Genomic DNA, 18,338 nt, shown 5'->3' with positions numbered 1-18,338 from the left:
GGATGAGGGGAGACGGTTTATATTGTCAAGAAAACATTGAAAAGCTATGGGATTATGGCGCTGGGCTGTGTGATTTTTGCTCTGTCCTTCGATTGGTTTTTCGTGCCCAATCAAATTGGCGTGGGTGGCCTGACGGGGCTTGCTCAGGTCATCAACGTCCTGCTGCCATGGGCCTCTGTGGGCATTGTAACGGCGATACTGAATATTCCGCTGTTTTTCCTTGGATGGAAGCTCATCGGGCGGCATCTTTTGGTTTCCTCCCTGTTTTCGATGGTGGTCAGCTCTCTTGCCATCGACGGGATCAATTTGCTGTACAAATTCCAGCCCATGGACACCATGCTGGCCTGCCTTATGGGCGGGGCCCTGATGGGCGTGGGGATGGGGATGGTTTTCACCCAGGGCGCCACCACCGGTGGCACAGACGTAATTGCCCGGCTTTTGGGACTGAAGTTCCCATGGCTCCCCATGGGCAGGCTGGTGCTGATTCCCGACTTCGTGGTGCTGGCGCTGGTGGCAGCGGTGTTTGGCAGCATCAACGCCGCGCTGTACGGTCTGGTGGCGCTGTTCGTCTCCACCGTGGTCATCGACAAGATTCTCTACGGTCTGGACGAGTCCAAGGTGGCCTATATTATTTCCGATAGCTGGCGCAGAACTGCCGACGCCATTCTTGCGCGGGATCGGGGCGTGACGCTGCTCACCGCTTCGGGCGCTTATACTGGAAATGAGAAGCAGGTTTTGCTGGTGGCCTTTAAGCAGCGGGAGATCGTGGAGATCAAGCGCATAGTCCACGAGGCGGATCCCTGCGCATTTATGATTGTCTGCAACGCCTACGACGTGCTGGGCGAGGGTTTCGGGGAATACAAGAAGGAGGATCTATAATATGGCGGATCTGAAGAAAGCGGCAAAAAATCTGGAGGAACGGGGCTTTTCTGTGCGTCTGTTTGAGACGGGGGCCGAAGCGGCGGACTATCTCGACGGGGCCATCGACGGGAAAACGGTGGGCTTTGGCGGCTCCATCACCCTGCGGGACATGGGGGTGTACGAGCGGCTGGCGTCTCACAACAGCGTGCACTGGCACTGGAAGGAAACCCCCGTTTCCACCGGCGAGGCGGCAACGGCGCAGGTATACCTCTCTTCTGTCAACGGTCTGGACGAGGACGGAACCCTCATCAACATCGACGGCAACGGAAACCGGGTGGCCTCCATGCTTTACGGCCACGAAAAGCTCTATCTGGTGGCGGGCCGCAATAAGCTGGCGGCTACTTACGACGAAGCCCTGTGGCGGGCCCGGAATATCGCCGCGCCGAAAAACGCCCAGCGTCTGGATCGGAAAACCCCCTGCGCCGTCAAGGGCGACAAATGCTATGACTGCAAAAGCCCTGATCGCATCTGCCGGGGCCTTGCAGTCCTGTGGCGGCCTATGAACGGCATGGAGACGGAAGTCATTCTCATCGACGAGGATCTGGGCTATTAAGCCGACCCGGAAACCGCCTTTGCAAGCTTACGAAAAATGCCGATATCCGGCATAAAACCAAACAGGAAGGGAGGTGCGGACGGATGAAGAAAAGATTGTGCTTTTTGCTGGCGCTGTGCTTTTTGCTCACCGGCTGCGCCTCTCTTCTGGATCGGGAATACAGCACGGCGGAGCCCCATTCCAACAAGTTTTGGGAGAGCGAGGCCACCGGCACTTTGCGGGCGGAAAACTATCAGGACATCGTCAATGACCTGATGCTTCTCATCGGAAGGCACACGGATCAGGCGGTCATCCGGTTTTACAGCTATGACGATGGCGTGAGCGTTGCCGACGCGCTGGAAAAGGCCGCCGCCGAGGTGCAGCAGGAGACGGCTCTTGGCAGCTACGCACTGGAGTATATCACCTCTTCCTCTACCGCCCAGCGGGGGTATTACGAGCTGTCCGTTCAGCTTGGCTACCGCCGCACGGCGGAGCAGATTGCCTCTATCGTCAACGCCACCAGCGCGGCCGCACTGCAAAGTCTTTTGGCGGCGGCGCTGGACGACGGCAAAACGGAGCTGACGGTCCGCGTGGGCTATTGGCGGACAGAGGACCGCGATGCAGTCAATCAGACTGTGGAAACGCTCCGTGTGGAGCGGGAGCTGACCCAAACGCCCGAGTGGAGCATCTCCTATTACCCTGTGGAGGGGCCCGTGGAAATGATTGAATTTAATTTGGCTTCGGAGGATGTCTCCGCGCAATCTGATGGAATTTCGCAAATTCCGTAAAAAAGAGTTGACAGGTTGAGTGTTCTTTGCTAGAATGGTCCTTGCTTCGCGGGCATAGCTCATCTGGTAGAGCGCCACCTTGCCAAGGTGGAGGTAGCGAGTTCGAGCCTCGTTGCCCGCTCCAGCAAAAGCACTCTCCGCCCAATCGGGTGGGGAGTGCTTCTGTATTTTCAGAAAAAATTCGGAGAGACTTTATTGGGACAGCAAAAGGAGAACAGCTTCCCCTTTTTTACCGTCGGCGGCAGCTTTGCCGTGTCAATTTTGAAACATTTCCTGCAAAACAATTGTTAAGAAAACGATAAGACGCTAAACATTTCAACGAATATGTAAAATATATCCAATTTTTCTTTCATTTTTGTGCAATAATTGTGCTTTTTGACGTTTCCATCCTCTGGACTTTTTTACCGGTTTGTGTTAGTCTCGATAACACGGCCCTTTTTTAGATAACATGACAAAGACCGGTCGATGCCGCCTTTCTCATGTGTGCGAACCGCCGAAAACGGCTTTCATTTAGAATTCTTGGGGAGAGGGATTGTTATACGATGGAATCTTATCGGTATGTGCTGGACGTAGCGCTGATTATTTTGGTGACAAAGCTTTTCGGCATGCTGTCCAAGCGGGTGGATATGCCCGAGGTGGTGGGTTCTTTAATCGCGGGCTTGATTTTGGGACCCAGTCTTTTGGATTTTGTGCAGCCCAGCGATTTTCTTTCCATGCTTTCGGAGCTGGGCGTCATCCTCCTGATGTTTAGCGCGGGACTGCAAACGGACATTGACGAGCTGAAAAAATCCGGAAAAGCGGCTTTTTTTATTGCCCTGATCGGCGTGCTGGTGCCGCTTGGCGGCGGCTATGCGCTGGCGGCGGCTTTCAATCCCACAGGCGCCCCGCTGGAGCATATGTTTGTAGGCACCGTGTTCACCGCCACCTCCGTGTCCATCACCGTGGAGACATTGAAGGAAATGGGCAAACTTTCCACCCGCTCCGGCAACGCGATTTTAGGCGCGGCGCTGATTGACGACATTCTGGGCCTGATTCTGCTGACGCTGATTACCGGCGCCTCCATCGGCGGTGTGAGCCTGTGGATCGTGCTGATTAAAATTGCGGCGTTTTTTGCGGTGTCGCTGGTTTTGGGCTTCTTCCTGCACAAGGCCATTCAAAAGTGGATGGCCTCCGCCCGCTGGAATCGCAAGCGGTTTGCCGTGATCTCCGTGGCCTTCTGCTTTCTGTACGCCTATGTCGCGGAAGAAGTTTTCGGCGTAGCGGACATCATCGGCGCGTTCTGCGCGGGACTGATTATCGCCAAGACCGTTCGGGCCATTTATGTGCAGTCCCAGTGCGAAACTCTGTCCTATATGTTCCTCTCTCCCATTTTCTTTGCAAGCGTGGGACTGAAGGTGGTGCTCTCCACCATGGACGCAAATGTGGTTCTGCTGTCGGTAATCGCCATTCTGATCGCCATTGTTACCAAGGTGGTGGGCTGCGGTCTGGGTGCAAAGATGTTCCACTATACCAACGCGGAGAGTCTGCGCATCGGCGTGGGCATGATTTCCCGTGGCGAGGTGGCGCTGATTGTGGCAAATAAGGGAATTGCCAGCGGCATTATGCCCGACGTATTTCTGGCCCCTATGGTGCTGATGGTGGTGGTTTCCACTATCGTGACGCCCATTATGCTCCGGGCCGTGTACCCCAAGAATGCGAAAACGGATTACAGCGATCTGGTGCACAGCGATCTGGTGGAGAATTTTCAGGAGGTTCGCCAATTTGATCAGGCCGCCGAAACCATGCTGAAAATACACGACAAGCTTCGGCGCGGCAGTTCTTCCCCTGCCAAACAGGACCCACCCGCGCCTTCCTCCGAGGGAAGCTCCGACGAAAACGACGCGGGTACGCCCTAAGCGAATCTTTCCTGGATTCAACTTTTAAAAAAGCGCCGGTCCCGAATTATCCGGGACCGGCGTCTTATGTTTTAGAAAGCTGAAAGTCTTACCTTTTGACTTTGCAGGGCACGGCCATAGGCTTATGCCGCCGTGTCGGGGGAAGGCTCCACCCGCATGGCCCGCATGGCGTTGAGGACCGCAAGAACGGAAACGCCCACGTCGGCAAACACCGCCGCCCACATACCAGCCAGACCCAAAGCGCCCAGCACCAGCACCAGTGCCTTTACGCCCAGCGCAAACGCAATATTCTGGCGGACAATCCGCAAAGTTTTGCGGGAAATGCGCATGGCGGTGGCCAGCTTTCCGGGGCGGTCGTCCATCAGGACGATATCCGCCGCCTCGATGGCCGCATCAGACCCCATGGCCCCCATAGCCACGCCGATGTCTGCCCGGGTGAGAACCGGCGCGTCGTTGATGCCGTCCCCCACAAAGGCCAGCTTCCCGTTTCCGGCTGCAAGCAGCCGTTCCGTCAGCTCCACCTTGTCGGCAGGCAGCAGTTCCGCGTGGAATTCGTCCACGCCCAGCTCCGCCGCCACCGCAGCAGCCACAGCCTGCGCGTCTCCCGTGAGCATCACGGTCTTTTCAACGCCGCTGGCCTTCAGGGCGGCAATCGCTGCCTTCGCGTCGGGCTTCACCTGATCGGAAATCACGATATGCCCCGCGTAAAACCCGTCGGCAGTCACATGAACGATGGTCCCGGGCAGCTCGCAGGGGAGCCAGCTTGCGCTTTCCCGCTCCATCATCCGGGCATTACCTACGCAGATTCTGCGTCCGTCAATGCTGGCGCAGACCCCGTGTCCGGAAATTTCCTCCACGTCCTTCGCACGGGAGGGGTCCATCTGTGCGGCACAGGCCGCCCGGAGGGAACCGGCAATGGGGTGGTCGGAGAACTGCTCCGCCAACGCGGCCCACTCCAGAATCTGCTCTTTGGTATACCCCTCCTCGGGATGGACAGCGGAAACGGAAAACACGCCCTTTGTCAGCGTACCCGTCTTGTCGAACACCACGGTTTTTGTCTCTGCCAGAGCCTCCAGATAGTTTCCGCCCTTCACCAGAATGCCGCTGCGGGACGCGCCGCCGATTCCGCCGAAGAAGCTCAGCGGAACGGAAATGACCAGTGCGCAGGGGCAGGAGATGACCAGAAACACCAACGCCCGATTGAGCCAGTCGTTCCATACTGTTCCCACCAAAAACGCGGGGGGCGCGGGCAGCACCGCCAGCGCCAGCGTGGGCAGCAGAAACAGCAGCGCCGCCGCAAGCACCACGCCCGGAGTGTAATACCGGGCAAAGCGAGTGATAAAGCTTTCGCTGCGGGACTTCCGCTCGCCGGCGTTTTCCACCATTTCAAGAATCTTCGAGACGGTGGATTCCCCCGCAGGCTTCGTCACCTTTACCCGGAGCACGCCCCGCAGGTTTACACAGCCGCTGAGAATGGCGTCCCCCGGTCCCACATCCCGGGGGACCGCCTCGCCGGTGAGGGCGGCGGTATCCAAAACGGAGCTTCCCTCCGTCACCACGCCGTCCAGCGGCACCCGCTCGCCGGGCTTAATGACCACTGTTTCACCCACGGCCACATCCTCTGGGTCTTCCTCAGTAATCACGCCCTCCCGCTCCACATTGGCGGTGTCGGGCCGGATGTCCATGAGAGAGGCAATGGATTTTCGGGACTTGCCCACCGCATAGTCCTGAAACAGTTCACCCACCTGATAAAACAGCATGACGAACACCGCTTCGGCATATTCCCCGGTGCCAAACGCGCCCACAGTGGCAACAGACATCAGGAAATTTTCGTCGAACACCTGCCCGTTTGCAATGTTGCGCACGGCGCGCCACAAAACGTCCCACCCGATGATGCCATAAGGCACCATATAGCAAAGCGCCAGCGCCAGCCCCGTCAAGGGCAGAAAATGAACCGCGATCAGCAGCACCGCCGCAGCCAGAATGCGAAACAGCACTTTCTTCTGTTTTTTATTCATACATATGTCCTCTCCTCCGGCCCGCCATGTTTTTTAGCGGCGGAATTTGTTTCGCGGCGCGCGGCCCCAGAGCGCGTCCGCCGCTTTCCCGGACTCAGCGGTTAATCACGCAGTCCGGCTCCACCTTGTGGCAGACGCGGACTACTTCGTCCAAAATCTTGTCAAACCGCGCATCCTCGGCGTCCAGAGTGAGCTTTTGAGCCATAAAGCTGACGGTGGCGTCGTTTACGCCGTCAATCTTTTTAATGGCGTCCTCCATTTTGGCGGCGCAGGCGGCGCAGTCCAGATCGGTCAATTCAAAACGCTTTTTCATACAAACATCCTCCTGAAGATTATTTATTTGTTCGTCGTCCCCTCGGGCGGCGCGGAATACAATCTTATTCGGAAACGTGCTCCATGCCCTGATCGATGATGGTGCGCACATGGCTGTCCGCCAGCGCGTAAAACACCGTTTTTCCCTCCCGGCGGGACTTGATCAGCCGCGTGTTTTTCAGCGCCCGAAGCTGGTGAGAGATGGCGGACTGCGTCATTCCCAGCAGCGCCGCAATGTCGCACACACACATCTCCGACGCGCTGAGCACATACAGAATGCGAATGCGGGTAGAATCCCCGAAAATACGGAACAGCTCCGTCAAATCGTAAAGCGCGTCCTCGTCGGGCATTTCGCTGCGAACCTTCTTCACCACGTCCTCGTGAACGCAGAGCAGGTCGCAGGCGTCGACGTTATAACGGTCTTCCATGGCGTGCTCTCCTTTCATATGAACAATTGAACGATTGTTCATATGTTCATTATATGCAGGTTTTTTGGTTTGTCAACCACTTTTACGAAAGTGTGGAAAATTTCCTTTAACTGTGGTAAACTAGTCCTATTATTTTAGAAAAAGACGAGGAGAACGCCCATGTCCACACTGGAAGAGATTAAAAACAACCGTATTCAGCAAAACCGCTTTATGATCTATAACTTTATTGAGCTGAGCACGCTGGAGCAGGACCGGGCGGAGTGCCGCCTGACGCTGCGCGAGGAAAGCACAAATCCCTATGGGATGCTGCACGGCGGCGCGCTTTACACACTGGCGGACTGCGCCACCGGCTCCGCCGCCCATTCCGACGGGCGAACCTACGTCACCCAGAACAGCTCCATGAACTTTCTTGCAAACATCAAGGAGGGAACGGCGGTGGCTGCGGCCAGCGTGGTTCACCGGGGAAGAAAAACCTGCCTTGTCAATGTGAATATTACCAGCGAGGCCACCGGCAAGCTTTTGGCTACCGGTTCCTTTACCTTTTTCTGCACTGCCAAGGACTAATCGGGGAAATAAACACAGTGCCCGCGGGCAAGAGGCCTGCGGGCACGTTTTCCGGCACTTTCTACGCTGGAATTTTTCAATATCATATCATCACTGCCGGCGGGCAACGTGCGCCGCCAAAGGAGGCCGCCTTGAAAGAGGAACGAAAAAGTCTGGGGCTATATGTCCACATCCCTTTTTGCGCCAAAAAATGCGATTACTGCGATTTTTACTCTCTCCCCGGCGAAGAGGGCCGCATGGACGCATACACGCAGGCACTGGAAGCGCAGCTTCTGGAGCTGGCTCCTCGGGCCGATCTTCACACGGTGGACAGCGTATATTTCGGCGGGGGTACGCCCACCCTTCTTGGCACGAAGCGGCTTGTCCGCCTTTTGAAGGACATTCAGAAAAAGTATTGCGTGGCAAAGGACGCGGAGATCACGCTGGAGGCCAATCCCGAGTCCGCCGGGGATTTTCGGGAGCTGAAGGCCCTGCGCAGCGCGGGCTTTAATCGGCTGAGCCTTGGGATGCAGTCCGCGGACGATGAAGAGCTGCGCGCCATCGGACGCATACACACCGCCGGTCAGGTAAAAACGGCGGTGGAGGCCGCCCGCAAAGCCAAGCTTTCAAACCTCTCTCTGGATTTGATTTACGGACTGCCAGGGCAAAGTATGGACGTATGGAAGAAAAACCTGACCGCCGCCGTGGATTTGGCGCCTCAGCACCTGTCCTGCTACGGGCTGAAGGTAGAAGAGGGAACTCCGCTTTTTACCCGGCGGGAAACCGCGGGCCTTCCCGGCGACGAGGCACAGGCGGAGATGTACCTCTGGACGGTGGACTATCTCCGGCGGCACGGGTTTTTTCAGTATGAGATTTCCAACTTTGCGCGGACAGGCTTTGAATCCCGGCACAACCTGAAATATTGGACCTTGGGGGAGTACGCGGGCTTTGGCCCCGGCGCCCACTCGGATTTTGGCAGCGTGCGATATGCCTATCAGCGGGATTTGGAGGGGTATATTTCCGGGATGAAAAGCGGCGGACCTTTGCTTTCGGAAAACGAACGCATTCCTCCGCTGGACCGGGACACGGAATGGGTGATGATGGGTCTGCGCACCGTCCGGGGGCTGGACCCCAAGGTGTTTGAAAACCTCTTTCGCCGCCGGTTTGACTGTTTCCTTCCCTTTTTGGAGGAGTGCCGCAGGGCGGGCTATGCGTTGGAGGAGGACGGGCGGTGGCGCCTGACGCCGGAGGGCTTTCTCGTCTCCAACCAAATCATCGGCGGGATGCTGGATGCGCTGGGCGCGGACAAAAAACGCCGAGAGGAGGCCCGGGCGAGGGGAGACTTCCGGGTGGATTTGGGATAAGGTTTTCGGGTGTCATACGGATGCCGCTCCACAATGCGGTCGCTCTTTCTTTCCCCCGAAGTGGAAAGCTTCTTCAAAAATGTTACAGCCGGCCCCGGCTAGTTTGACCGGGGTCGGCTGTTCTATCCTGTTTTTGGTTTTAGTTACTTGCTTCTCGCCAGCAAATACTCCCCCATTTCCCGGGCAAATAGCTCCCCCGCCAGAGCGGCTTCCTCCGGGGAGTTTCCGGCAGCCCCCATTTCCAGCAGAAGGGAGCCGGTGGTGGCGTGCTGATTGTAGCGGGAGTTTCTGAGAAGAATGGGTCGCATCAGCGTGGGATAATTTTGGGAAATCGTCTGCTGCAAGGCCGTGGCCAGTTTCAGATTTTCCATCCACTTGGGATGGACCAGACCGCTGCCGTCGCTGCCCACCACCATGCTGATCTGCGCGATGTTTCCCACTCTCTCCACGGGGGAAATTACCTTGTATTCGTTGCCCTCCGTGTCCTCGATGGCGTCCCGGTGAATGTCCAGAATGAAGTGAATGGACGGGTACTGCGCAAGGTAGCTCTCGATGGCTTTCAGCGACCGGTCGTAAGAGCCGGAATAGGAGGGGTAATCATACAGCGTCCGGTCGTGAAGTACGGAGATTCCAAGCTCGCCAAAGGTCTGAGCCATCACATCTCCAACTCCCACCACATTGTACCGGGTTTCAAGACAGCGGCGGTTTCCGCAATAGTCCACGTTCTCGCCGGGGGCTGGAGTATATGCCTCACTGCCGTGGGTGTGGATAATCAAAATCTGAGGCTCCTCGTCGGTAAGCCCCGCGTCAAAGGAAGCTGTCAGGTCCTGAATGGACAGCTTGTGGTCGGTGCTGTTCGAGATATAGACTTTGCCGCTGACAGTATAGCCCTCCGGCGTGGTGGGCACCAGCGTTTTGGCAGTGATTCCGTTTTCCGGAATTTCCTCCGTGGGAAGGGGAGCGGTATCCACGGGCGTCTCCTCCACCGGAATTTGCTCCACCGGATCTTGCGGCTTCTCCGGCGTTTCCGTGGACAAAAGCTTTGCAACGCTCCGCCTTGCGGAGAGCAAAAGGGGAGACTCCGACAGCGTCAACACGGCCGCGGCGGACAGTCCGTCCTCCGGCCCGAAGTCCCCCAACTCCCATTGCAGGGCCGACATCGGGGCAGAGGCCCCCTGCCGCAGGGCGGTTACCGCCGACATGACGGTTTCGCTCCCGGCGGTGACCGCCACTCCCCACAGCGTACACCCCGCCAAAACCATCGCTCCCAGCCGCCGGGGAATGGTTCGCTTTTTTACGGCCGTTTTCATTTGCATCACCTCATGGGACAACCTTATGCGCGAGCGCATAAAAAAAGACTATGACCGGAAAGCAAGGTCGAGCGAAAAACCTAGACAATTTTATCCGCGAAGACATCAAAAAAGAAGCCCGGAGGTATTCTCCGGGCTTCCGTTGTGAAAGAAACTTTTCGCCAGCCCCGCTGGAAACGGCGCGAAATGTCCCGCTCAGTCCTCAATATACTCACGTACCCGGTAGGTGGCTCCTACCCCGTCCTCGCAGATGCGGCGGCAGTTCTCAATCTCCTCTTTAGGGATAGTATCCACCACGGTCATCATCACCTTCGGCACGTACTTGCACAGCTCCTTGGCAAAGTCCTTCATGGCCTGATAGGCCCCTTTCTGCTGGGGGTGGCATAGTGCGTCGTACTTTTCCGCCGTGTCGGTGTTCAACGAGACGGACACCATGTCAAACCGCCCGGCAAAGTCCGGGGCGATGTCCCGGCCATGGATCAGGCTGCCGGTTCCGTTGGTGTCCATCCGGGTGAAGATGTTCGTTCCGTGCTCCTTCATCCGGTCGATCACCCAGCAGATGTCCTCAATGCGGTAGCTGGGCTCGCCAAACCCGCAGAACACCAACTGGCCGTATTTACTCAAATCCCACTTCTCAATGTCCGCCAGAATTTCCTCCCGGGTAGGCTCCCGTGTAAGCCACAGGTTGTGGGTATAGATGCTGCCGCCGCTGCCGTTGTGGCGCAGGCAGAATTCGCAGTTGAAATTACAGCGGTTGGTGGTATTTACATACAGGTTCCCGCCGTATTCATAGGTAATGGTAAAGCCTTTCTTTTCTTCCATGGCGCTTAAACCTCGATTCCAAACAGTCGTTTCCCATTTTCCGCGGCGATGCGCGCAAACTCAATCGGGTCCATATTCTTCCACAACGCCAGCATCTCCGCAATGTAGCGGAGATTTCGGCTGTCGTTCCGCTTTCCCCGGTTGGGGACCGGGGTGAGATAGGGTGAATCTGTCTCCAGCAGCATCCGCTCCGGCGGCGTGATCTCCGCCACTTCACGGCCCCGGCGGTTATTTTTATAAGTGACCGGCCCGTCAAAGCCCAGATACCAGCCCCGCTTCAAAAGCACCTCCGCCAGCTCCGCGCTGCCGGAATAGCAGTGAAACACCCCCCGAATGCCGGGAAATTCAGACACAACGGCAAGACAGTCTCCGTGGGCCTCTCGGTCGTGGACAATCACCGGCAAATCAAGCTCCGCCGCCATGGCAAGCTGGGCGTGGAAAATCTCCTTTTGAAATTCCTTCGGGGGATTGTCCTCCCAATGGTAATCCAGTCCGATTTCCCCGATGGCAACGGCCTTGGGGTGGGCCGCCAGCGCCCGGATTGCGGCAAGCTCGCTCTCGCCGCAGCCCGCGCAGTCTCCCGGATGAATGCCCACGGCGGCGTATACATGGGGAAATTTTTCCGCCAGCGCCACGGCGCGACGGGAGGAAGCAACATCGCAGCCGGGGTCCACCACCAACTCTATCCCGGCTTCCGGCAGAGAAGAGAGCAGCGCGTCCCGGTCCTCGTCAAAGGCCGCGTCGTCATAATGGGCATGGGTGTCAAAATACATGGGGTATCCTCTCTTTGGTGAATACAAGTTAGGTGTTGCAGGTCAAAGCCTGTTCAAACGAACTTGAGAACTCACCAAATGATTTAAACAATAATAAGTAATTATTTAATACGCTATCCTGCCCTTTATCATTTTGTGTGTTAAGGTCAATCTGATTCAAGCTTGAAGTAACCAACAGCAACTGTGCTCTGGCATTTTTCATATAGTCCCTTACTAGTTTGTCATTGGTTGGGGTCTTACCAGAGCAAACAATTACCTGCATTGCATCACAAAAGTGCCCTAACCCATCTGCAATTTGCGAACAATTAATCGCCCAAGCATTGACATCATTTTCTGTAAATGTCAAGTTTGAACTTCTAAAAACAGATTGTCGAAGTTGCATTTTTGCTGAGGTGCAATAAACAGTTTGAAGCCTATTTATGTCATTTTCAAGATCAGCCACTGCTTCAATTAAATATGCGGCATCAGACACCTCTCCTCTATCAAGGTATATGTCAATACCTTCTAAAATTGCATTTGGGTCCTGCCAAAAATAAGCAGAATACTCGTTGTACCGTGGTTTTAAAAGTTGATTGTCCCGATAAAGTGTATAACACAACACAGACAAGAGTAGCAGTGCCGACAGCGCTAAAACGTTTATAATTTTATGTGTTTTTTTATTAAAAGCCATATCCAAATTCCTTTCAGATAATTCGGACGAAGCCATTCATTTTCCGGTCAATGTTGTTGTAAAGCAGCCTATTAATATATTCAAATGTAACCTTTTTCATAGAGCAACCCTCCAATAAGGATCTTACAATTTATCGGTAATTGTTTAGCCATACGCCCGGCAATTACGATTTTCATAAACATCCCTATCAGAGGGTTTCTAAAAGGACCTGCTCTCTCAGATTTGGCTTAGCAGAGCTTTGCGCCGGCGGGAATCGCGTCGTCCACCATCAAAAGGTTCAGCTTTTCCTCGCCCTTTTCCGTGTGGACGGCGGAAATCAGCATTCCGTTGGACTCCTGCCCCATCATCTTCCGGGGCGGCAGGTTCACTATGGCCACCAGCGTCTTGCCCACCAGAGCCTCCGGCTCATAAAACTTATGAATACCGGAGAGAATCTGCCGGTCTGTGCCGGTGCCGTCATCCAGAATAAATTTCAGCAGCTTGTCGGACTTTTTCACAGCCTCGCAGGACTTCACCTTCACCACCCGGAAATCGGACTTGCAGAAGGTGTCAAAGTCCACCTTTTCCGCAAGCTGAGGCTCCAGCTCCAGCGCGGGCTGGGATGCCTTGCGGGCAGCTTCCTGCACCGCGTCCAGCTCCTGAAGCTCTTTTTCCACATCAATGCGGGGGAAGATGTTCTCTCCCTTGTGGACCCGCGCGTCTGCGGGAAGCACGCCCCATTTCCCGGCGCTGTCCCAGTTCGTCTCCTCACCGGAGGCGCCGATCTGGCTGAAAATTTCGGTGCAGCTATCGGGGGTGAAGGGCAAAAGCAGCACGGCGCAAAGGCGCAGCGTCTCCAGCAAGTTGTACATCACCCGGGCAAGGCGGGGTTTTTTTGCCTCGTCCTTCGCCAGAATCCAGGGAGCCGTTTCGTCGATATACTTATTGGCCCGGGAGACGACCTTGAAAATCTCCTCCAACCCGTTTTGCATCTGGAATTTTTCCATCTGGACCTCGTACCGGTCCCGCAGGGCGGTGGCCAGCGCGATCAGCTCCTCATCCAGTGCGTCGGCTTCCTGCTCCGCAGGGAGCTGTCCGCCGAAATACTTCTCCACCATGGCGGTGGTGCGGGAGAGGAGATTGCCCAGGTCGTTGGCAAGGTCCGTGTTGATGCACTGAATCAACAGCTCGTTGGAGAAGTTGCCGTCCTGCCCGAAGGGGAAGGAGCGCAGCAGGAAAAAGCGCAGCGCGTCTGTTCCGTACCGCTCGGCCAGCAGATAGGGGTCCACCACGTTGCCCTTGGACTTGCTCATTTTTCCGCCGTCCAGCAGCAGCCATCCGTGGCCGTAAACCTGCTTGGGCAGGGGCTCACCAAGGCTCATCAGCATGGCGGGCCAGATGATGGAGTGGAACCGGACGATCTCCTTGCCCACGATGTTCACACCGGGCCACCACTTTTTATAGTCGTCGTACCGGTCGTTGCCATAGCCTAAAGCGGTAATATAGTTGCTCAGCGCGTCCACCCAGACATACACCACATGTCCCGGGTCAAAGTCCACGGGAATGCCCCATGTGAAGGACGTGCGGGAGACGCACAGGTCTTCAAGACCCGGCTCGATGAAGTTTTTCACCATCTCGTTCACCCGGGAGCGGGGCTGAAGGAAGTCGGTGTCCTCCAGCAGGGTGCGGATACGGTCGGCATACTTGCTCAGGCGGAAGAAATAGGCTTCCTCCTCCGCGTCCGTCACGGGGCGGCCGCAGTCGGGACAGCAGCCGTCCTTAAGCTGGCTCTCCGTCCAGAAGGACTCGCAGGGGGTGCAGTATTTACCCTTATAGGCTCCCTTGTAAATATCCCCGTTTTCGTACATCTTGCGGAAAATATACTGGGTGGACTTCACATGGTAGTCGTCCGTGGTGCGGATGAAGCGGTCGTTGGAAATGTTCATCAGCTTCCACAAATCTTTCACGCCCCGGGGGCCCTCCACGATGCGGTCCACAAATTCCTTGGGGGAAACATCGGCCTCCTTGGCCTTCGTCTCGATTTTCTGGCCGTGCTCGTCCGTACCGGTGAGGAACATCACGTCGAAGCCGTGAAGCCGCTTATAGCGGGCGATGGCGTCGGTTGCGACGGTACAGTAGGTGTGTCCGATGTGCAGCTTGTCCGAAGGGTAGTAGATCGGTGTTGTGATATAAAATCTTTCTTTTTCCATGGGATTTCTCCTCCTTTTCCGTCCCCCGAATGAAAGGGGACGGGCATTGAACTCTGTAAATGTACAGTATATTCCAAATTGCGAAAAATAACAACCCGTTCAGGGATTTTCCTCCGCAAGGCTTCCTCTGCGCTTCCACCTGCCCGAAAGATAGTAGAGCACGCAGAAAATAAAGCCCCCCACCCAGCCGATGCCGAAGCCCTGAAACATCCGCTCCGGCCCGAAGTGGTTTGCCAGATAATAGACCGCCGGAACCCGCAGCACAATCATGGAGAGGATGGTTGCCAGCATGGGGACCACGCTGTCTCCCGCGCCTCGCATGGCTCCGTTGAGAATATACATCACGCCAAAGGTCACGTAAGGGGGCATGATGGCAAACATATAGTGTCTTCCGGCCTCCGCCACCTCCGCCTCGGGAGAGAACAGGCGAAACAGCGCGTCGGACGCGGGCAATAGCGCCGCCGTCATCACAAGGCACCAAACCGCCGTATAGATCACCGCAATGCGCACCCCTGTGCGCACCCGCTCCGGCTTCTTGGCCCCGGTATTCTGACCCACAAAGGCCGTGATGGCGTTGGTCAGCGCCTGCACGGGAAGAAAGGCCACACCGTCCAGCTTGTTTCCCACGTTAGAAGCGGCGGTATACGCCGAGCCAAACGTGTTGACCTTGCTCATCACCGCCATGATGCCAAGGGACACCAGAGACATCTGAAGTCCCGTGGGGATGCCCAGCGCCATTACCTGACGGAACAGAGTTTTGTCAAAGCGAAAGCAGAAGGGGTGGACAGCGATCTCCGGATAGTGCCGGTTGATATAAAAAATGCCCAGCAGCCACGAAACAAGCTGGGAGACAACCGTTCCCAAAGCCACACCCGCAACGCCCATCCCCGCATTCAGCACCAGAACAAAATCCAGAATAATGTTTAAAACTGCGGCCACGGACAAAAACAGCAGCGTTGCCCGGCTGTTGCCGATGCCGTTTAAAATGCCCGCGTTGGTGTTATAGCCGATGGTGCCCACCAGTCCGGCGCACACAATCATCATGTAAACCCACGCGCCGTGGTAAACCGCGTCGTCCACCCGCAGTAAAAAGAGCAGGGGCTTCACCGCAAACAAAGCCAGCACCGTCACCGGAGCCACGGAGACGATGAAGGTCGTGTAAATGGTGTCCACTGCGTCCCGCACCCGGTCGGGCCTGCCCGCGCCGTGATACTGGGCGATGACCACCGTGCCGCCGTTGGAAATCCCCATAAATAGGGAGATAAACATAAACATCACGGGAAAGCCCACGCCCACGGCGGCCAGCGCCGCGTCGCCCACGTAGTTGCCCACCACCCAAGAGTCCACCATGTTGTAAAGCTGCTGCAAAAAACTTCCCAGCAGCAGGGGGAGGGCAAACAGAAAAATATGTCCTGCGGGGTTGCCAGCGGTCATGTCCCGCAGGCCCCGGTCCTCTCTGTCCATAAAAGCTCCCGTCTTTGTTTTATTTCAGTCGTGTCAAATCGTTGCGCTGGTTCTACTCTACTCCTTTTTTCCACTTCCGGCAACGGCCTGATGCAAAAAGCCTTGTATTTTTCCACGAGAGCGGATAAACTGTGGGAAACGAAACAGAAGGAGGAGTTCTTTATGAAGCTGATCTCGTGGAACGTCAACGGTCTGCGGGCGTGCCTTGGAAAGGGCTTTCTTGATTTTTGTGCCAGCGCGGACGCGGACGTCATATGCTTGCAGGAGACAAAAATGAAGCCTGAACAGGCGGATTTTGACCTGCCGGGATATGAGAAATTCTGGAACAGCGCGGACAAGCCCGGTTATTCCGGCACAGCGGTGTTTACTCGTGTTCCGCCCGTGAGCGTGGCCTATGGCTTCGGCGGCGACGAGCACCGCCACGAGGGCCGAGTCATCACCGCCGAATTTGAGCAGTTCTATCTGGTGTGCTGCTATACACCCAACGCGCAGGACGGGTTGAAGCGCATTGACTACCGGATGCAGTGGGAGGACGACTTTCGGGCGTATCTTCTGGAGCTGGACCGGGTGAAGCCGGTGGTCCTGTGCGGCGATCTGAACGTGGCCCATCAGGAAATGGATTTGAAAAATCCCAAGTCCAACCGGAACAACCCCGGCTTTTCCGATCAGGAGCGGGGAAAGATGACCGCGCTTTTGGACGCCGGCTTTTCCGACACGTTCCGGTTCCTTTACCCCGAGCGAATCGCCTACTCTTGGTGGAGCTATCGCTTCCGCGCCCGGGAGAAAAACGCGGGATGGCGCATCGACTATTTTGTAGTTTCCCAGCGGCTTCGGGAAAGCGTAGCGGACGCCGTGATTTACGATCAGGTCTTCGGCAGCGACCATTGTCCCGTGGGGCTGGAGCTGACGGTTTAACGAAGGCTCCTTGGTTTTCCCTCATTGCGCTTTCAGGCACCTCTTTTTTGGTGAGGCTTTTTGCTTATCCCGTTTCTATCCCAAAAGGGCTGCCATGTCTTCGATTTCCAGCTCCTGAAGCGCCCAGTTCACGCCGTAGCCCATCACTCGAGCCAGCTCCCGCACCTGCGCGTCGATGTCTCGGGGGGTGACGGTCATGGGCTGCTTGCGGCTGCGCAGGCGCTTTTCGTCAAACTCCGTTATGCCGGACTCCTCCAGAAGGTCCGCAGCCAGCGTGGCCGCGTCCACCACTGTGGGAACGCCCACGGCGAACACCGGCACGCCCAGAGAGTCCTTGTTCAGGGCGGCGCGGTGATTCCCTACGCCGGAGCCGGGAATGATGCCGCTGTCGCTGAGCTGGACGGCGGCGCAGACTCTTCCCGTCCGGCGGGAGGCCAGCGCGTCCACGGCAATGACAAAATCCGGCTCCACTTCCTTTACAAGTCCCCGCACCGCCTCGGCCGACTCTACGCCGGTGGTACCCAGCACGCCCACAGAAAACGCGGACACAGGCCGAAAGCCGCCGAACTGCTTGGGCATGGCCGCCCGAAGATGCCGGGTGATGAGCACGCTTTCCAAGGTCAGCGGACCCACCGCGTCCGGCGTCATGGCACGGTTACCAAGGCCGATGACCAGCGCCGCTCCATCTCCGGGGAGCATGGCCTTCAGCTCCGCGCCCAAGGCCCGGACCGCCCGCTGAAAATAGTCTTCCTTTCTTTGCCAATAGGCTGTGAAATCCAGTGTGAGATAAGTTCCCACCGGCTTTCCAAGGGTTTTCGCGCCGCCCGCGTCCAAAATTTCCACCCGCGTCACGGGATAACCCTCCCGACGGGACTTGCCCGCCTTGACTCCCGAGAGCTTTGCAGTTTTCTCCGCGCCCTCTTGCCACAGCTCCTGCGCCTCCAGCGCTAAGTCTGTCCGTTTTGTATACATTGATTGCACGCCGCCTTCCACTAAATGTAGTGTCTTTTCCGTAGGTTTTCCGGAAGTGGACACACTATGCAAAAAATTAAGGTTTTTTTGGAAAAGGGCTTGCTTTTTGCGCGCAGAACTGCTAAAATATCATTCTGCACGGTGAGATTTTAAATCTCTCCAGATTCTTAATTTGCCAAAGGAGGTGTTTGGTTTGCCGAATATCAAGTCTGCCAAGAAGCGCGTTCTGGTTTCCCAGGTGAAAAACGCCCGCAACAAGACCGAAAAATCCGAGCTGAAGACCGCCATCAAGAAGTTCGAGGCCGTTGCCGCAGAAGGCAATCGCACCGAGGCCGATGGCGTATACAAAGTCGCGGTGAAGAAAGTCGATCAGGCTGTTGCCAGCGGCGTTCTGCACAAGAACACGGCTGCGCACCGCAGGA

Annotated in this window: 18 protein-coding genes and 1 tRNA gene; 9 read left to right on the top strand and 10 right to left on the bottom strand. The window is 56.4% G+C overall.

Going from position 1 to position 18,338, the window contains the following annotated elements; all coding sequences use genetic code 11:
* The first annotated feature begins 54 nt into the window (after nt 1–54).
* The 5 genes from RTK01_RS07165 to RTK01_RS07145 all read left to right on the top strand — a co-directional run bounded on the left by RTK01_RS07165 (nt 55) and on the right by RTK01_RS07145 (nt 4,136).
* Nucleotides 55–879, top strand: coding sequence for a YitT family protein (locus RTK01_RS07165; RefSeq protein WP_312280317.1), 825 nt, complete (start codon nt 55–57; stop codon nt 877–879).
* A gap of 1 nt (nt 880) precedes the next feature.
* Nucleotides 881–1,474 (top strand): lactate utilization protein, encoded by a 594-nt coding sequence (locus RTK01_RS07160; protein ID WP_312280316.1) that lies wholly within the window; start codon nt 881–883, stop codon nt 1,472–1,474.
* Between the two features lie 83 nt (nt 1,475–1,557).
* Complete coding sequence (locus RTK01_RS07155) at nt 1,558–2,241, top strand: hypothetical protein (RefSeq protein WP_312280315.1); 684 nt, start codon at nt 1,558–1,560, stop codon at nt 2,239–2,241.
* A gap of 48 nt (nt 2,242–2,289) precedes the next feature.
* Nucleotides 2,290–2,365: transfer RNA gene (locus RTK01_RS07150), tRNA-Gly, on the top strand.
* Between the two features lie 418 nt (nt 2,366–2,783).
* A complete protein-coding gene (locus tag RTK01_RS07145) occupies nt 2,784–4,136 on the top strand; it encodes a cation:proton antiporter (RefSeq protein ID WP_312280314.1) in 1,353 nt (450 codons plus the stop codon).
* 122 nt (nt 4,137–4,258) lie between these two features.
* Here the strand turns inward: RTK01_RS07145 and RTK01_RS07140 are convergent, their stop codons facing one another.
* The 3 genes from RTK01_RS07140 to RTK01_RS07130 form a co-directional block, all read right to left on the bottom strand.
* Nucleotides 4,259–6,154: a heavy metal translocating P-type ATPase gene (locus RTK01_RS07140; protein ID WP_312280313.1), complete on the bottom strand. Its 1,896-nt coding sequence runs from the start codon at nt 6,152–6,154 to the stop codon at nt 4,259–4,261.
* A gap of 94 nt (nt 6,155–6,248) precedes the next feature.
* On the bottom strand, nt 6,249–6,467 hold the full coding sequence (locus RTK01_RS07135) for a cation transporter (protein WP_312280312.1): 219 nt from the start codon (nt 6,465–6,467) through the stop codon (nt 6,249–6,251).
* A gap of 64 nt (nt 6,468–6,531) precedes the next feature.
* Nucleotides 6,532–6,894: a helix-turn-helix transcriptional regulator gene (locus RTK01_RS07130; protein WP_293008944.1), complete on the bottom strand. Its 363-nt coding sequence runs from the start codon at nt 6,892–6,894 to the stop codon at nt 6,532–6,534.
* A gap of 159 nt (nt 6,895–7,053) precedes the next feature.
* On the opposite strand from RTK01_RS07130, the gene RTK01_RS07125 reads away from it, so the two are divergent.
* Together RTK01_RS07125 and hemW are read left to right on the top strand one after the other, a co-directional pair.
* Entirely contained in the window at nt 7,054–7,458 is a 405-nt protein-coding gene (locus RTK01_RS07125; RefSeq protein WP_312280311.1) for a PaaI family thioesterase, read from the top strand.
* A 131-nt stretch (nt 7,459–7,589) separates the two neighbouring features.
* A complete protein-coding gene (hemW, locus tag RTK01_RS07120; RefSeq protein WP_312280310.1) occupies nt 7,590–8,801 on the top strand; it encodes a radical SAM family heme chaperone HemW in 1,212 nt (403 codons plus the stop codon).
* A 143-nt stretch (nt 8,802–8,944) separates the two neighbouring features.
* On the opposite strand, the gene spoIIP is transcribed toward hemW, so the two are convergent.
* From spoIIP to RTK01_RS07090, 6 genes are all read right to left on the bottom strand, one after another.
* Nucleotides 8,945–10,111: a stage II sporulation protein P gene (spoIIP, locus tag RTK01_RS07115; RefSeq protein ID WP_312280309.1), complete on the bottom strand. Its 1,167-nt coding sequence runs from the start codon at nt 10,109–10,111 to the stop codon at nt 8,945–8,947.
* Nucleotides 10,112–10,306: 195 nt separating this feature from the next.
* On the bottom strand, nt 10,307–10,933 hold the full coding sequence (locus RTK01_RS07110; RefSeq protein ID WP_312280308.1) for a TatD family nuclease-associated radical SAM protein: 627 nt from the start codon (nt 10,931–10,933) through the stop codon (nt 10,307–10,309).
* A gap of 5 nt (nt 10,934–10,938) precedes the next feature.
* Entirely contained in the window at nt 10,939–11,706 is a 768-nt protein-coding gene (locus tag RTK01_RS07105) for a TatD family hydrolase (RefSeq protein WP_312280307.1), read from the bottom strand.
* 28 nt (nt 11,707–11,734) lie between these two features.
* Entirely contained in the window at nt 11,735–12,376 is a 642-nt protein-coding gene (locus RTK01_RS07100; RefSeq protein ID WP_312280306.1) for a hypothetical protein, read from the bottom strand.
* A gap of 227 nt (nt 12,377–12,603) precedes the next feature.
* On the bottom strand, nt 12,604–14,565 hold the full coding sequence (gene metG, locus RTK01_RS07095; RefSeq protein WP_312280305.1) for a methionine--tRNA ligase: 1,962 nt from the start codon (nt 14,563–14,565) through the stop codon (nt 12,604–12,606).
* Between the two features lie 99 nt (nt 14,566–14,664).
* On the bottom strand, nt 14,665–16,029 hold the full coding sequence (locus RTK01_RS07090; RefSeq protein ID WP_312280304.1) for an MATE family efflux transporter: 1,365 nt from the start codon (nt 16,027–16,029) through the stop codon (nt 14,665–14,667).
* A gap of 162 nt (nt 16,030–16,191) precedes the next feature.
* Between RTK01_RS07090 and RTK01_RS07085 the strand changes: the two genes are divergently transcribed.
* Nucleotides 16,192–16,944, top strand: a complete 753-nt coding sequence (locus tag RTK01_RS07085) for an exodeoxyribonuclease III (RefSeq protein WP_312280303.1) — start codon at nt 16,192–16,194, stop codon at nt 16,942–16,944.
* 75 nt (nt 16,945–17,019) lie between these two features.
* Here the strand turns inward: RTK01_RS07085 and gpr are convergent, their stop codons facing one another.
* Nucleotides 17,020–17,916 carry a GPR endopeptidase gene (gpr, locus tag RTK01_RS07080; RefSeq protein WP_312280302.1) on the bottom strand — a complete coding sequence of 299 codons (897 nt, stop codon included), beginning with the start codon at nt 17,914–17,916 and terminating at the stop codon, nt 17,020–17,022.
* A gap of 193 nt (nt 17,917–18,109) precedes the next feature.
* On the opposite strand from gpr, the gene rpsT reads away from it, so the two are divergent.
* Nucleotides 18,110–18,338, top strand: a 229-nt coding sequence (rpsT, locus tag RTK01_RS07075; protein ID WP_312280301.1) for a 30S ribosomal protein S20, incomplete at its 3' end; no start/stop codon positions are given.

It is taken from the genome of Oscillibacter sp. (assembly GCF_031978065.1).
In the GTDB taxonomy this organism is placed as follows: Bacteria; Bacillota; Clostridia; order Oscillospirales; family Oscillospiraceae; genus Oscillibacter.
Note: the sequence above shows the minus strand (reverse complement) of the source record. Positions and strands in the feature narration are given on the sequence as shown.